Below are 15,924 nucleotides of genomic sequence, written 5' to 3'. Positions count from 1 at the left end.
TGTTGTGATGAATGATAAGCCTGTTTGGAAACGCTGCAGATCATCGGGCAAGCAATTCATATTAAGGTATAAAAGTAACAATTTAGGGGGCTATAATAAGATATTTAACTAATTTTAACAGAAAAATGATTCCTGTTCAAAGCATAGCATGTCTGATCAATTAACGAACAATCCCGAAGCCTTACGTTTATTTTTTACTGAAGATATTTTTCTGGTGGATACGGCCCAAACGGATGCCGGAAGCCCCAAGTTGGCAGCTGCAAAGGAGGATCAAAGCGGTATAGCACCCCCCGTTGCAAAGGCAGCTCCGCAGGCGGAGCCAATTACAACACCAAACCTACCTGCCACACCTGCAATCCCTGCGCTGAACATTAATGTTCCCGCTGCGGCAGAACCAGCATCGATACAAGAAGTTCCAACAACTGTGACGCCTGAAATTCCGGTAGCACAAGCGCCAGCCACTAAAACCTTCCAGTATGTAGGTGCAAATGAGCGTAATATCCTGATCCTGGTCAATGATGAACAGCATCCGGTGAGCACATTAGCGGGCCGGGAATTATTGGGCAATATCCTGAAAGCTATTGGGCTGAGCCGTAATGATTGTGCACTGGTTAACTATGCTTCCTGTGATGGTGCGAATTTCAAGGCACTTTATCAGTATTTCAAACCACAATATGTGTTTGCTTTCGGCATTAGCCCGGATCAACTAGGCGTCCATGATGCGCCGTATAACAGCATCGTAACTACGGCGGAAAGCAAACTCATCTTCTCCAGCAATCTTGATCCACTAAGTGGAGATGCAGCGACCAAGAAGCTGCTTTGGGGTAGTCTGAAACAAATCAAACTTTAATGAAACAACTCGTTTTCGCAACACATAATAAAAACAAACTTGCAGAGGTGCAGGCCATTTTGGCTGGCAAATATCATGTTTCTGGTTTAACGGAGCTAGGCATCACCGAAGAAATCCCCGAAAACGGGAACAGCTTCGCTGAGAATGCTTCTTTGAAAACCCACTATGTTTATGAACGATTGCAGCTGGACTGCTTCGGTGATGATAGCGGACTGGAAGTAGAAGCGCTGAACCAGAAGCCAGGGATCTATTCTGCCAGATATAGCGGACAAGGTGATGCCGCGAATACCCAGCTGGTGTTGCAGAAACTTGAGGGCGAAAGCAACCGTAAAGCAAGGTTTAAGACCGTGATCTCTTTACTCGTAGACGGACAGGAATACTTCTTCGAAGGACAACTAAACGGAACGATAACCCTTGCGCCCAGAGGATCCCATGGCTTTGGCTATGATCCCATTTTCCAGCCAGATGCCTACGAGATCACACTTGCCGAGATGTCTATGGCGGAAAAGAACGCCATCAGTCACCGGGCATTGGCGATGAAACAGCTACTTGACTGGCTTCTTCGATAGGGTGTCTGCCGCTGTTTTCTGCTTCCCTGCAGCAGAATTTTGCTGACCGACTGCCGCACCTTTTTGCTGACCGCTTGCTGAACCTTTTTGCGCAGCTGCAGGAGCTTTTTGGCCTGTTGCAGGACGAGCTGCAGGCTTAGCCGCAGGGCTGCCCGAAACCGCGGTTTTATCTGCAGGCAGCGTATCTTTAACACTGCGCTTTATTGCCGTTGTATCTGTTTGCAGGCCGGATTTGTCAGCTGTTGCAGCCGCTTTAGTCTGATTTGGGCTAAGGCGCTTCGTGCTGTCCCGTTGCTTTTCTTCGCTTCCTGCAGCATTACCCCTCGCTGCAGCGGCCGCATTGGCTTTGACCGTGGTGTCTGTTCTTTTTACCCCCGATTCTTCCGCATCAGGATCGTTCTTGTCCGGTGCCGCAGCAGCCTTCCCTTTAGGTCCGGCGGGCTTCTTAGCCGTACTTGCGGCCTTTCTTGCCTTCGGATTGGTGATATCCCGCTTTGATAGCGGCCGCAGTTCAGGTTTCCAGATAAAGCCAGTAAGAAAAACATCCTCCTTCAACTGGGAAAGTGGCGTGATCGCACTTTCCGCTTCCTTTATCGTTAGCAGGTCGGCAATTTCATCATCCTTAAAGGTGATCTTCAGCCTGCTGCTCACCGTTTGGTTCATCTCTTTGTAGACGTTGTCATCCTTGGTAAAATAAATACTTTCCGCATTTCCGTCTACATACAAGGTCTGGATTTTACCTTCTTTGAAGAAACCGGTCATAACCTTGCCCTTCACCTGGTTAAAATGCGCAGAATCTTTTTCTACATTCACCGCAAAAGCAGATTGTAATACCTGCACGGAGCTCAATTTAGAGTTACGCATCTGCAGGTAAATGGTGTCACCGGTTTGCTGCGAACCTTCACCCCACATAATCGGATTGTGGAACCACCTTAAGGTCGAATCGGCACTATTGTAGAATAGCGAATCTGATTTGGCCTGCAGGTTTGATTTGTAAACCCGAACATTATGATAGGCCTTTATGGTACGCACTTTCACCGTATCCGATGGATTCAGGACAGGCGCAGCCTTTAATGGGGTCTTGTTTTTCGTTGTATCTGCAGCGGCAGCTGTTTTGGCCCCGGTGATCTTCGCCCTAGCCCCGGTGACCTTCGCCGAAGCAGTCGAATCAGTAGTGCCCAGCTTTTGCGCCACAGTCTTGCCGACCGAATCAGTAGCCGTAGAATCAGCAGTGCCCAACTTTCGCGGCACAGTCTTGCTGACCGAATCAGCAGGCTTGACCGGAGGCTTGTTCCTTACCGAATCTGCGGGTTTGGGAACCGGTGTTTTTAGGGTAGAATCCCTCGGTGTCACTTGCTTCCCGGTTGAATCAGGCGGTGCATTACCTGCCTCATTCCCCTCCCCATTACCAGCCTGCGCTGCAGCATTCCTTTTCCGGCGTGCTGCTTTAGGGTCTTCTCCCTCTGGCACCGCATCCGAGCCGATCTCGTTATCCTTTTTTACCACAGGCCGGGGGAGCAGCTTCAGCGTTTGCCGCAACACCATCTGCGTCTCCAGTGTATCCGCACCAAGCCAGAGGGTATCCGGCCGCAGAACATCGTTCACCCTAACCGAGTCCTTGCCCATGCCCACATAGGGGTTCTTCGTTACCAGCGCACGTTCATCCGCCTTGTAATAATACCCAAGCTGTCCATAAAGCACCGTACGGTCTACCGTGTCACTGAACACAATGTTCCGCACCGCCTTACCATAACCGGCAATACCGTCGTAATACAAGCTGTCGCCCTTAAGGGATTTACTGCCTGAAGTATACAAGTTTCGTTTTCCGAAGTAAGCATACTCAGATTTGGTGTTGTACGCACCGTTCTCCGTATATAGATTATCGTCTTTCCCTTTAATGTTTGTCGGCCCATAAAAGTAGGTCCAGTTGTTCAGCGTGTTGTAACGCATGGTGTCTGAAAGGATCTTTACCTCCGGGCTCACCACCACCACGTCATACCTGAAATAAGCATCCCTTGTATTTGCAAAGTAGTATCCGTTCTTACTCGTCACGGTGACCTCATTACCACCCTTGGCATCTTTACTCACAATTTTACCGCCCTGCACATAGGTTCCCACCTTCGTGTTCATGTTATAATCCAGGATGTTTGTGGTTAGCACAGAGGTGCGGTCCAGCAGTCGCACATTGCTCGACAAATGCGCCATCTTGGTGTTTCCATCATACGTTAGCCTGTCGGAATAGATGTTCACCGTGTCCGCCTGGTTGATGTGTACGTTGTTGTAAGCTTCAAAGACGTTGCGTGCCTCAAAGAATACGGCACTGTCGCAACGAAGGATAGCGTTATCCTGCTGAAAAACAGGCTTCCGCAGGTAAGAAATACTCGCCTTCAGGTCGACGGTACTATGCTGCGAGTTTACCAGGGTAATTTTGGTGCGCTTCTGCGCGAGCACAGTAAAGGGTAGGAGTATAAAAAATAGTAAATAGTGTAATTTCTGCACAATACAAAGTTAGTTTTTTTGCTTCCCATTTTTAATTAAATAATTTTACCGGATGTTACCTCTGCAAAGCTTTCGTGCTTTCTTTTCCCGGCATCAGCTCTTTGAGCCAGATCAAAAGATCCTGCTGGCTGTCAGCGGAGGTAAGGACTCGGTGCTCATGGTGCATCTATTTAAACAGGCAGGATTGCATTTTGGTATCGCCCACTGCAATTTTCAGCTTCGTGCCGAAGAGTCCATGCGCGATGAGGCCTTCGTCAAGATGCTCGCTGCAACCTTAGATGTTCCATTTCACGTTACCCATTTCAATACCAAAGCCTATGTAAAAGCACATCGCTGTTCCACACAGATGGCTGCCAGGGACCTAAGGTATGCCTGGTTTGAGGAAATCCGCGCAGCGGAAGGTTATGAAGCGATAGCATTGGCCCATCACCAGAACGATGCCATCGAGACCATGCTGATCAACCTCAGCCGAGGAACAGGGATCTCGGGCCTGCATGGCATCGCCCCGAAAAGAGAACGCCTCATCCGCCCCTTACTGTTCCTCAGCAGGGAAGATATCGAAACCTTGATCGAAAAAGAAAACATCGACTACGTTGAAGATAGCTCTAACTTATCGGATCATTACGCCCGGAATAAGATCCGGCTGCATGTTATCCCACAGCTAAAAGCCATCAACCCAGGGCTGGAACAAACCTTCGCACAGAATATCCAACGCTTCCAGGAAGCAGAAATGATCATCCAGCAAACCGTGCTTTCGCTCAGGAGCAAGTTGCTTGAAGAAACCCAAACCTGCGTTTCCATACAAATCGATGCCATCAGAACCCTGCAGCCACAAAAGCTGCTTTGTTACGAGCTATTGAAGCCCTATAACTTCAACGAGTCTTTAACGCTGGAGGTGCTTGCCGCCCTGGATAAACAAACCGGGACTTCTTTTTACAGCAGTACCCACCGGATCACGCTGGACCGTCATCGATTGATCATCACGCCGCTGGCGGCGAAACCGTCCGGCGCTGAATGGGAACAAGGCCCGGGCATTAACCAGATCATCCACCCGGCAAGCCGGCAAATTGACCTGCCCGATCATGTGCTAAACATCCGCTACGCGGAGGGGAACAGCTACAACATCGACGGCAATGCCTATGTAGATCATGAGCTGCTGATCTACCCTTTGATACTTCGGACCCGCCAACCAGGTGATGTATTCGTCCCACTGGGTATGAAAACCCATAAAAAGCTGAGCGACTTTTTCATCGATGAGAAGGTGCCTTTGCCGGAGAAAGACAAGATCCCGCTGCTGATCAATGGTAATGGCGACATCATCTGGGTGGCTGGCATGCGACAGGACAATAGATATAAAGTCACTGCGACAACAAAAAAAGTCGCTATATTCGAACTGAAATTAAAGTAATGAGTAACCAAAAATACGCTTATCTAGAGAAACAGTATATCGGCAGAGATTACATCCGGATCTGTATCCGCCTGCTACTTGCCGCATTTTGTTTCGCGGCATACGTTTACGAGCGTGACCGCGACAATACGCAGGATCTCTTTCTGGTGGTTGGTTTTGGTATCATCGGGATCTCTATCCTCTTGCTGTTCTTAATTCATTACAAGACCATCATCGTTAATAAAAGCCTCATCCTGGACGGCTTATGGACCGCCAAAATGGTCAAGATCGATCTCAACAGCATTGTAAGTGTTCGCAAGGACCAGTACAACAATTTCTTCTTCAACAATCCGGTGTACAACCTGCATCGCAAAGGCAGCATTCGCTTTTATTCTTCCGGCCGCGATGCCGTAGTACTTACCGATCGTGACGGGCTGGAATATTACATCGGTACCCAGCGCCCCAATGAAATGTACCTCGTCATCAAAGACGAGATGAGCAAGTAGGCGCAACAAAAAGAAATTGCATTTGTTTAACACTATAATCACTTTAAGTCGTGTTCTTTGCGCCACATAAAAATCATTAATGAACCTTCATGAGTATGCTGCTTAATGCGATACATACGCTCCAGATCGCGTCATTATATAATACAAATATTCGCTAATGAAAATAGGTATTGTTTGTTACCCAACCTTTGGTGGGAGTGGCGTCGTTGCCACAGAACTCGGTAAGGCGCTTGCCGATGAGGGCCATCAAGTTCACTTTATCACATACAGTCAGCCAGCAAGGCTTGATTTCTTTTCCGCCAACCTGTTCTATCATGAAGTATCTGTAAGGGATTACCCGCTGTTCGACTATGCGCCTTATGAATCTGCGCTTGCAAGCAAGTTGGTGGATGTGGTGCGTTTTGAAAAACTCGACCTCCTGCATGTACATTATGCCATTCCGCATGCTTCGGCAGCTTTTATGGCCAAGCAGATCCTGGCAAGTTATGGCATTGCCATTCCAGTGGTTACTACGCTGCACGGTACTGATATTACGCTGGTAGGCAAAGACCCAACCTATAAACCAGTAGTTACCTTCTCCATTAACCAATCTGACGGAATCACTACGGTGTCGCAGGACCTTAAAGAGGATACCCTGAAACACTTTGACATCAAAAAGGAAATCAAAGTTATTCCCAACTTCATCGATTTCAACCGCTTCAGTTTAAAGCCTAAAGATCACTTCAAAAAGGCGATTGCGCCAAACAATGAGCGCATCCTGATCCATACTTCAAACTTCCGGAAAGTAAAACGGACCTTCGACGTAATCAAGATGTTCCATAAAATCCAGCAGACCATCCCTTCGAAGTTACTGATGGTGGGTGACGGACCGGAACGTGCTTACAATGAGCAATTATGCCGTGATCTGGGCATTACCGAACATGTACGTTTTCTCGGAAAGCAGGATGCTGTAGAAGAAATCCTTGCCGTATCAGACCTGTTCCTGATGCCTTCAGAGTCGGAAAGCTTCGGGCTGGCAGCACTAGAGGCCATGGCTTGTGGCGTACCGATCATTACCACCAATGCAGGCGGTTTGCCGGAACTTAACGTAAATGGTTTCTGCGGTTACATGAGTAACGTTGGTGATGTGGAGGATATGGCGGCGAATGCGATAAACATCCTCGAAGATGATGCCGTACTGCAAAGCTTCAAAGAAAACGCGTACAAACGTGCGCATGACTTCGATCTGAAGAAAGTCCTGCCAATATACATTGGTTATTATACCGATGTAATTCAGAAGGCATAATAAATTAAATTGGCTTATTTAACAGGCGCGAATACCAGGCATACTGGCGCGCCTAATTCAATCCGTTTACCGGTGTCTGTCAAGGCACCGGTTTCTTTGTTGATCTTAAAGATCACCACGTCATTGGTGTATTGATGTGCAACCAGCAGGAAATTGCCGGAAGGGTCGATGGCAAAGTTCCGTGGACCTTTTCCCAGTGTCGGTACTTCTGTTTTCTTGACCAGCTTACCGTTCGATTGTACCGCAAACCTGGTGATGCTATTCGCGTTTCCACGGTTCGTAGCATACAAGAACTTGCCATCCGGGGTCAGGTGGATGTCTGCAGCGCCGCTTTGCTCCTTAAAGTCCTTGCCAAAAATTGCAGTCTCCTGTAGCAGGGTAAGCTTACCATCGTTATAGCTGTAAGCATAAACCAGGCCGCCCATCTCTGTCAGCAGGTAGGCGAACTTACCATCCTTACTAAACGTAATGTGTCTGGGGCCGGTTCCTGCCTTAACGGCTACGCTGTCATGTGCAACAAGCACATTACTGGCTTCAGTAGGTTGATATTTGTAAATGTAAATTTTATCGGTGCCCAGGTCGTTGGAGATGATGTATTTCTTATCCGGGCTAAATCGGACCTGATGTACATGCGGACCTTCTTGCCGGCTCTTGTCTACGCTGCCACCGCTATGCTGGATGATCTGCTTAGGCCCGCTCACGGCACCTGAACTGTCCCGCCCGAAAACGGAGATACTTCCCCCCGAATAATTCGCGGAAAGTACATTTACATCATCTGCAATAACAAAGCAAGGATCTGCACCCTTGGTAGCAAGCTTATTCAACGGTTCCAGGCTGCCTTTTACCGGGTCAAAGCTAAAAGCACTAACACTGCTGTTTGCGCCATCCTCATTCACTGCATAAACAAAGGCGTTGTCTTTGCTTACCGTCAGGTAACTTGGATTGATCACATTCTTGGTGATGCTTTTAGCTCTGAATGCCGCGGTTTTAGTATTAAAGTCGTAAACATAGATCCCTTCACTCTTACCGGTATTGGTGTATGTACCAATCAATAGATTATATTCCGTGCTTTGTGCTTTTGAATGCAGGCTGCAGAATAAAAACGGCAGGAGGAAAAGACTTTTTTTCATGTTACTATTTTATTAAATGTTTGATCTGGATCAGCTCATGCTCTTCCAGGTAGCGCCATCTGCCACGCGGAAGGTCTTTCTTGGTTAGGTTGCCATAAACCACACGGTCTAATTTAACAACTTCATAACCCAGATGTTCAAAAATTCTTCTTACAATGCGATTTTTACCGCTGTGTATTTGAATGCCAACCTCACGTTTTGATCCTCCGGTTACGTAAGATACGTTATCTGGTTTAATCAATCCATCTTCAAGCTCCAATCCAAACTGAATTTTGTTCAGGTCACCCTGACTTAAACTCTTGTCTAGTTCTACATGATAGATTTTAGTGATGCCGTTTCTTGGATGCGAAAGTTTATCTGCAAGATCACCATCGTTGGTCATCAGCAATAGGCCTGTAGTATTACGATCCAATCGGCCAACCGGGTAGATGCGTTCACGGCTTGCTTTTTCAACAAGCTGCATTACGGTCTTACGTTCCTGCGGATCATCAGTAGTCGTGATGTAGTCTTTTGGTTTATTCAACAATACGTAAGTTTTCTTCTCACGTTTCAGTAATTCACCATTATATCTTACTTCGTCCTTTGCTGGATCGATCTTGTGGCCAAGTTCTGAAATGGCAACACCATTGACCGAAACTACGCCTGCAGCGATCAGCTCATCCGCTTTACGGCGGGAGCAAATGCCAGAGTTGGCGATGTAGCGGTTTAAACGGATCAATCCATCATCTGCTTTCTTCGGCTGATCTTTCCTTACACGCATCACCGGGCGATCTGAAGAGAAGCTTGGTCTGTATTCGCCAGCCTCTGAATCACGCTTACGGAATGGTCTGTTGTCGGTTGTTCTTGAAGCGCCACCTTTGCGGTCTTCAAATTTTCTTGCCGGCTGATCGCCTTTAGCACCGAACTGATCTTTTTTGATATAGCTGCGGCCTTTGCTTTCGCCAGCATCTCTACCTTCTTTGTTTTCGAAAGGTCTTTTGCCTTTATAACCTGAACCAGTTTCCGGGCGACTAGCACCTGGTCTTCCAGCTCCGCTAAATTTATTTTTTCTTGGTTCTCTATCCCCGAATGATCTCGGTTCTTTATCTTCGAAATTACGTTTTCCTTTGTAAGTGCTACCAGCTTCCGGGCGACTCGCCCCACGGGATGTTCCGGTATTTTCCGCACGACCCGTAGAATTACGGCCTGCTCCACTAAACTTGTCAGCTCTTGCTTCTTTATCGGCGAAAGGTTTTTTACCTTGATATCCGCCTTCTTTTCCTTCTTTGTCGGCAAAAGTCCGTTTGCCTTTGTAGGTACTTTCAGTTCCGGCGGGGCGCCTGTTCGAACTGTTCCGGTTACCTGGGGTGGACTTGTCATCCCGACTGTTCCTGTTGTTGTTTTTCATCATAAGACTGTGTTAACTGCATGTTTAATGCGAGCGCAAATTTAAGAATAATCGCCGATTCTAGCTTGCTTATTTTCAGCCGGATGAAGATATTTAAAATCGTATCTGATGGCCGTTTAAAGCCCACTTTTGGAAGGTAATTCTGTAAAAGCTTGATAATTAGATCAATATAACTTATATTTGTCGCCGCTCTTATTTGTTAACCTAAAAAAGGAGGAAAATGATAAGGAAACACATAATAACATGTACGGTAATTCTAACATTACTGGTTATGGCAAAAGTGTTAGTTCTCAAACTGCCCCAGACAAAAAAAACGAGTGCTGAAGAAGCACAAACATTAGCGAAAAATACGGTAGTAGCACCGGTTGTTACACCAGTTCTTAAAGAAGAAAAGCCTTTAAAACCGAAGGCGAAACTAAACTTTGCAAAGGAAACACTTCCAGTGGCGGATGCCCGGGTGAAGCGGAAAATGAAACGTTACCTTGCATCTTATAGTTATGGGAAAACGCAGACCAATCGTCTGCATAGAAAGGCTGCCGAATGGTTCCCGGTGATCGAGCCGATCTTGAAAGCTCATGGCATTCCAAATGATTTCAAATACATGCCCCTGGTAGAGTCCGGGTTCAGAGGTGGGACCTCTCCAAAAGGTGCTTCAGGCTACTGGCAGTTCATGCCTGGTACGGCAAGAAGTTATGGCCTGAAGGTAAACGGTAAAATCGATGAGCGTAAGAACCTACGTAAATCAACCATCGCCGCATGTAAATACCTCAATGATCTTTATGATATATTCGGCAGCTGGACCCTTGTCGCTGCAGCATACAATGTTGGTGACAACCACATGAAGAAACAGATCAACCGTCAGAAACAGGATAACTATTATAAAATGAAGCTGAACCGTGAAACCGGCAGTTACGTTTATAAGCTGATTTCTATGAAGGAGATCGTTAAAAATCCTTCCAAGCACGGATACAAAGAATCTAAGACATTACTTGCTTACAACGCGGAGTAAGCGGAATCAAGCTGCAACAACACCAGTTTGCATTGATTTACCTTAAATTTGCCGGATTTATCCGGCTTTTTTGTGGCTGCAAATTTGCTAAACCTACATAAAGGCTCTACTAGCGCTTAATTTTGAATATGAGTAAAAACAATGTTGATCTCGGCGAACAAAAAGATGTTGAAGTTTACGGCGCCCGGGTACATAATTTAAAAGATATAGACGTTTCCTTCCCAAGGAATAAGATGGTGGTAATCACCGGGTTAAGTGGGAGTGGAAAGTCCTCCCTGGCATTCGATACCATCTATGCTGAAGGTCAGCGCCGTTATATGGAAACATTCACCGCTTATTCCCGCCAGTTTATGGGGGGTATGGAGCGCCCGGATGTGGACAAAGTGTCAGGGCTGAGCCCTGTAATTGCGATCGAGCAAAAGACCACCAGTAAAAATCCAAGATCTACCGTCGGCACCATCACCGAAATATACGATTTCATGCGTCTGCTTTTTGCCCGCGCGGCAGAAGCGTTCTCCTACAATACTGGTGAACGGATGGAGCGCATGACCGACGATCAGATCCTCAATGCCATATATAATAAGTACACCGATGTTCCGGTGAACATCCTTGCGCCAGTAGTGAAAGGCCGTAAGGGGCATTACCGCGAACTCTTCGAGCAAATCCGTAAACAAGGTTATACGAAGGTGCGCGTAGATGGCGAGATCAAGGACATCGGATTGAAGATGCAGGTAGACCGCTATAAGATCCACGACATTGAGGTCGTGATCGACAGGCTGATCGTAGACCGAAAGGATCAGAAGCGTCTGCAGGATTCTATCGCTACAGCGATGAAGATGGGCAAGGGCGTGATCAAGATCAGCGATAAGGACGACAATGTATCGCATTTCAGTAAGTTCCTGATGTGTCCGACCACAGGCATCTCCTACGATGAACCCCAGCCAAACAGTTTCTCTTTCAATTCGCCATATGGTGCCTGTGAGCGTTGTGACGGGCTTGGTTACATCTTTATTGTAGATAAAGAATCGGTGATGCCGAATCCTAAGCTGAGCATCATCAACGGTGGACTGGCGCCGCTTGGGGAGTACCGCGACATCTGGATGTTTCAGGTGCTTAAGGCACTGGCCAAGAAGTACAGCTTTTCGCTGTCTACACCAATTGAAAAGCTGAGTGAAGAAGCGATAAACCTAATCTTAAACGGTACACCGGAATTGCTTTCCGTGGCCGTAGAATATAATAAGTGGAATGTTCAGAATTATCAGGTAACGTTTGATGGTATCATCAAGCTACTTGAAGAGCAGCAGGAGAAAAAATCTGCCGGCTCCACAGATGATCTCGAAGCATTCCGCAAGCTGCATACCTGTCCTGTTTGTAACGGCGCGAGGCTGAAAAAAGAAAGCCTGCATTTTAAGATTGACGGCAAGAACATCTTTGAACTTTCCGAGATGGATATCCTCAGCTTACGCAGCTGGTATGAAGATCTGGAAAGCCGCTTAAACGAGCGTCAGAATACCATTGCACGCGAGATCTTGAAGGAGATCCGTGCAAGACTGGGCTTTTTAAGTGATGTAGGTTTAAACTACCTTTCTCTGGATCGTACCGCAAGAACCCTGTCCGGGGGAGAAGCGCAGCGGATCCGTTTGGCCACACAAATTGGATCACAGCTGATGAATGTCATGTACATTCTGGATGAGCCAAGTATTGGCCTGCACCAACGTGACAACGAGCGGCTGATCAATGCACTTAAGAACCTTCGTGACCTGGGCAATACCGTATTGGTTGTAGAACATGATAAAGACATGATCCTGGAAGCGGACCACGTGATCGACGTTGGCCCGGCTGCCGGTTTACATGGTGGACGGATCGTTGCCGAGGGTACACCTGCGGAGATCCTGAAATCAGACACTTTAACCGCTGCATACCTGAACGGCCGCAAGGCTATTGAGGTTCCTAAGAAAAGACGGAAAGGAAATGGCCACAAAGTTTCCATCATCAAAGCCAGTGGTCATAACCTGAAGGAGGTTTCTGTAGACTTCCCATTGGGTAAGCTGATTGCCGTAACCGGCGTATCCGGGAGTGGTAAATCCAGTTTAATCACGGAGACTTTATACCCGATCTTAAATCATCATTTCTTCCGCGCCAAGAAACATCCACTGCCATACGAGAAAATTACCGGCTTAAAGGATATTGATAAAGTGATTGAGATTGATCAGGCGCCAATCGGGCGTACGCCGCGTTCTAATCCCTCAACTTATACTGGTGTGTTTTCAGACATCCGCAACCTGTACGTACAGCTGCCGGAAGCAAAGATCCGCGGTTATAAACCCGGACGTTTCTCCTTCAACGTTAAAGGCGGTCGTTGTGAGACCTGCCAGGGTGCAGGTATGAAAGTCATTGAGATGAACTTTTTGCCTGATGTATCTGTTCCATGTGAAGAATGTGGTGGTAGAAGGTACAACCGCGAAACGCTGGAAGTGCGCTACCGCGGAAAGTCCATCAGTGATGTGCTTGATATGAGCATCGAGGATGCCTGTACTTTCTTCGAAAACATGCCTGCGATCTACCGTAAGATCAAAACCTTGAAAGATGTTGGGTTAGGCTACATCACCCTGGGACAATCCTCAACGACTTTATCCGGAGGAGAGGCACAAAGGGTGAAGCTGGCGACAGAACTTTCTAAGAAAGATACTGGCAGTACGTTTTACATTCTTGATGAGCCGACTACAGGTCTGCATTTTGAAGATATCAACGTATTGTTGGGCGTATTACAAGAACTGGTGGATAAAGGCAATACGGTGCTGGTTATTGAACATAACCTGGACGTGGTGAAAGTTGCCGACTGGGTGATTGACCTGGGAGAAGAAGGTGGTGCAGGTGGCGGTCGGATCCTCTTTGAGGGCACACCAGAAGGACTGATTCAAAATCCAATAAGTTTAACAGGTAAATTCCTAAAAAAAGAAATGGAGGGCTAACATGTACCACAAGATCCTGAGCAATTATCTCCCTGATACCTCCGCACCAGCTGCGGTAACCGTAGGGGAAGGGCTGACCAGCACAGCCGTATACAAGTTAGTGACTGTTCAGGATGTAAAAAGGTTACTGAAGCCCCGGAAATCCTTTAGTCACAAAGGCACCTATGGCCATGCACTACTCATTGCCGGGCAGGAGCAGACCATGGGCGCTGCATTGCTCTGCGCTACAGGATGTTTATATGCTGGCGCAGGACTAACCACTGCATCTATTCCTGCTTCGGGTTTGACTGCGCTGAATACCGCTTTACCCGAAGTCATGTATTTAAGTCGTGAAGCCCTGGAAGATGCCTCCAAGCTGGAGAAGTTCAACAGCATTGCGGTAGGGCCAGGGCTTGGAAAAGATGAACCTGTGGCCGCCTTATTGGAAGCAGCGTTTGCCAGGAACAAACCCTTGGTGATTGATGCGGATGCCATCAATTTGCTTGCAAAAGATCCCGAGCAGCTCAGCAGTGTTCCTGCAGGTTCCGTGCTTACACCACATGTAAAGGAATTTGACGGCTTGTTCGGGGAACATCACACCTGGTTTCATCGGATACAAACCGGCAGGGAGATGGCTAAACAGCACCAGATCGTGATTGTGCTCAAAAACGAGTATACCTTTATTATAGATCAGCGTTCCAATGTGTTCATCAATCAAACCGGAAATTCGGCGATGGCTCAAGGCGGTATGGGAGATGTATTAACGGGTGTTATCGCTGCCTTAATTGCACAGGGTTATTCCAGCGCGGACGCTGCGGTGTTGGCCGTAAATGTGCATGGCAGTTCAGGAGATGCGCTTGCAGCAACACGTTTTGTGGTCACCGCTAGCCAAGTCGCAAAGCATATCCCGGAAATAATAAAGAACCTGCTTAAATAGATACCCCGGCAAATACAACCATGTTTTCCATGGTTGGGTTCACACTACCGCCACGTTTTTCAAGGGTTACGGCAAAAGCCTCTGCTTTGCCGACTTCTTTCATTTTAAGCAGCAGTTGTGCACTGTCGGTCTTCATGTCAAAAACACCCAGATCTACCGGCTTTCCAGCCACTATCGCCCATAATTGGTATTGATGTGCCTGATCGTGTTCCGGCAGCTTCATCCTGGATTTATCCAGCACAACATCCTGACTCTTTTTATTCCAGTACACCATCATTTTCGAAGCAGGAGAGGTCTTGGTGCCAGCAAGCGGAACAATAGCCCAGTTGGGATCGTCGACCATGTCAGCCACGGTTTTTAGTTCGGCATTGGTCTGCTTCATCACATTCATGCTGGAGGCATAGCGGTCCTTTTCCGTCCTCAAGGCGATGATTTGTTGCTCTGCCTGGTTCAACTTGGAATGCGCGTTGATTAAAGCAATTCCGCTGACAACAAGGAGGGCCACGCATGCCGCAAGGGCATACTGTAAAGGTTTGTTAGATTGCTTTACCACAGCGACCGGAGCTGGGGGCTGGATGGTGAAAGAAGTTTGTTGTACAGGGTTCAGTTTAGCTTCGAGCGCTGCATATAAGTCCTGGCGCGGTTCAACAGCATTATCCAGCGCATAACGTTCCAGTGCGATCTCAATCGCCTCCAACTCCCGCCTGATCTCAGGGGAAGCCGCAGCCCGCCTCTCAACTTCCAGCATTTCAGGTGCAGACAGCTGCCCCAGAACGTAGAGTTCAAGGATTCCGGATTCGATATATGCGCTACTGTCTTCCAAAATTAAACTGCTTTCTTAATTCTATAATTGCCATTCTGATCCTGGTCTTCACCGTACCCAGCGGGAGGTTTAAGGCCTCTGCCGCTTCGGCATGGGTAAATCCACTATAATACACCATCTCCAGCACGCTGGAAAGTTCAGGTTTAAGGCCTGATACCAGATCGCGCAATCCCAATAGCTCAATGTTAATGATTTGTTTTTTTTGATTGTCAATAACAGCTACGTTATTTTCAATGTCCTGGTTTTTTCCTTCATTTTTAAAATCCTTGGAACGTAGCTTATCGATAGCCAGGTTCCGGGCAATGTTCATCATCCAGGTAAACAGACGCCCTTTCGTAGCATCATATTTATCGGAAGCATGCCAGATCTTAAGGAAGGTTTCTTGCAGCAGGTCTTCTGCCAACTCCGTATGTTGGGTAATTCTTAAGATAACACCAAGCAAGGCAGCACCATACATATCGTACAAAGCACGCATGGCAATAATGTCACGGCGCTTAAGCGCCTCAACAAGTGCTTCTTCTGATAGTTTAAGTTTCTGTGGAGTTGTCAAGGTTGCTTGGAATACCTGATCAACAACAAGAAGGTTAAGCT

13 protein-coding genes are annotated in these 15,924 nt (G+C 47.3%); 8 read left to right on the top strand and 5 right to left on the bottom strand.

All coding sequences use genetic code 11. From position 1 onward, the window contains the following. The first annotated feature begins 148 nt into the window (after positions 1 to 148). A complete protein-coding gene (locus ACTHQF_RS02110) occupies positions 149 to 850 on the top strand; it encodes a hypothetical protein (RefSeq protein ID WP_440428191.1) in 702 nt (233 codons plus the stop codon). Next, the gene (gene rdgB / locus ACTHQF_RS02105) at positions 850 to 1,419 is read left to right on the top strand and encodes an RdgB/HAM1 family non-canonical purine NTP pyrophosphatase (RefSeq protein WP_440428190.1); all 570 of its coding nucleotides are present in this window, start codon (positions 850 to 852) and stop codon (positions 1,417 to 1,419) included. Before ACTHQF_RS02110 ends, rdgB begins: the two co-directional genes overlap by 1 nt. Here the strand turns inward: rdgB and ACTHQF_RS02100 are convergent. After that, positions 1,396 to 3,918, bottom strand: coding sequence for an OstA-like protein (locus tag ACTHQF_RS02100; RefSeq protein ID WP_440428189.1), 2,523 nt, complete (start codon positions 3,916 to 3,918; stop codon positions 1,396 to 1,398). The genes rdgB and ACTHQF_RS02100 overlap by 24 nt on opposite strands. A 52-nt stretch (positions 3,919 to 3,970) precedes the next feature. Here ACTHQF_RS02100 and tilS point away from each other — a divergent pair, with 52 nt between their 5' ends. From tilS to bshA, 3 genes are all read left to right on the top strand, one after another. Next, positions 3,971 to 5,326, top strand: a complete 1,356-nt coding sequence (gene tilS, locus ACTHQF_RS02095) for a tRNA lysidine(34) synthetase TilS (protein ID WP_440428188.1) — start codon at positions 3,971 to 3,973, stop codon at positions 5,324 to 5,326. After that, positions 5,326 to 5,811, top strand: coding sequence for a hypothetical protein (locus ACTHQF_RS02090; RefSeq protein WP_440428187.1), 486 nt, complete (start codon positions 5,326 to 5,328; stop codon positions 5,809 to 5,811). Before tilS ends, ACTHQF_RS02090 begins: the two co-directional genes overlap by 1 nt. 157 nt (positions 5,812 to 5,968) lie before the next feature. Further along, positions 5,969 to 7,096: an N-acetyl-alpha-D-glucosaminyl L-malate synthase BshA gene (gene bshA / locus ACTHQF_RS02085; RefSeq protein ID WP_440428186.1), complete on the top strand. Its 1,128-nt coding sequence runs from the start codon at positions 5,969 to 5,971 to the stop codon at positions 7,094 to 7,096. Between the two features lie 14 nt (positions 7,097 to 7,110). Here the strand turns inward: bshA and ACTHQF_RS02080 are convergent, their stop codons facing one another. After that, on the bottom strand, positions 7,111 to 8,226 hold the full coding sequence (locus tag ACTHQF_RS02080; protein WP_440428185.1) for a lactonase family protein: 1,116 nt from the start codon (positions 8,224 to 8,226) through the stop codon (positions 7,111 to 7,113). Positions 8,227 to 8,230: 4 nt separating this feature from the next. Next, the gene (locus ACTHQF_RS02075; RefSeq protein ID WP_440428184.1) at positions 8,231 to 9,616 is read right to left on the bottom strand and encodes a pseudouridine synthase; all 1,386 of its coding nucleotides are present in this window, start codon (positions 9,614 to 9,616) and stop codon (positions 8,231 to 8,233) included. 268 nt (positions 9,617 to 9,884) lie between these two features. Between ACTHQF_RS02075 and ACTHQF_RS02070 the strand changes: the two genes are divergently transcribed. From ACTHQF_RS02070 to ACTHQF_RS02060, 3 genes are all read left to right on the top strand, one after another. Further along, positions 9,885 to 10,622, top strand: a complete 738-nt coding sequence (locus ACTHQF_RS02070; RefSeq protein WP_440428183.1) for a lytic transglycosylase domain-containing protein — start codon at positions 9,885 to 9,887, stop codon at positions 10,620 to 10,622. A 128-nt stretch (positions 10,623 to 10,750) separates the two neighbouring features. After that, entirely contained in the window at positions 10,751 to 13,594 is a 2,844-nt protein-coding gene (gene uvrA / locus ACTHQF_RS02065) for an excinuclease ABC subunit UvrA (RefSeq protein WP_440428182.1), read from the top strand. Between the two features lies 1 nt (position 13,595). Then, the gene (locus ACTHQF_RS02060) at positions 13,596 to 14,510 is read left to right on the top strand and encodes an NAD(P)H-hydrate dehydratase (RefSeq protein ID WP_440428181.1); all 915 of its coding nucleotides are present in this window, start codon (positions 13,596 to 13,598) and stop codon (positions 14,508 to 14,510) included. Here the strand turns inward: ACTHQF_RS02060 and ACTHQF_RS02055 are convergent. Both ACTHQF_RS02055 and ACTHQF_RS02050 read right to left on the bottom strand, forming a co-directional pair. Continuing rightward, positions 14,503 to 15,333 (bottom strand): anti-sigma factor, encoded by an 831-nt coding sequence (locus ACTHQF_RS02055; protein ID WP_440428180.1) that lies wholly within the window; start codon positions 15,331 to 15,333, stop codon positions 14,503 to 14,505. The genes ACTHQF_RS02060 and ACTHQF_RS02055 overlap by 8 nt on opposite strands. Further along, on the bottom strand, positions 15,320 to 15,883 hold the full coding sequence (locus ACTHQF_RS02050) for an RNA polymerase sigma factor (RefSeq protein ID WP_440428179.1): 564 nt from the start codon (positions 15,881 to 15,883) through the stop codon (positions 15,320 to 15,322). Before ACTHQF_RS02050 ends, ACTHQF_RS02055 begins: the two co-directional genes overlap by 14 nt. Between the last annotated feature and the right edge of the window lie 41 nt (positions 15,884 to 15,924).

Source organism: Pedobacter sp. SAFR-022 (genome assembly GCF_051965375.1).
Lineage (GTDB): Bacteria > Bacteroidota > Bacteroidia > Sphingobacteriales > Sphingobacteriaceae > Pedobacter.
This window is presented reverse-complemented; position numbering and strand designations above follow the sequence as displayed.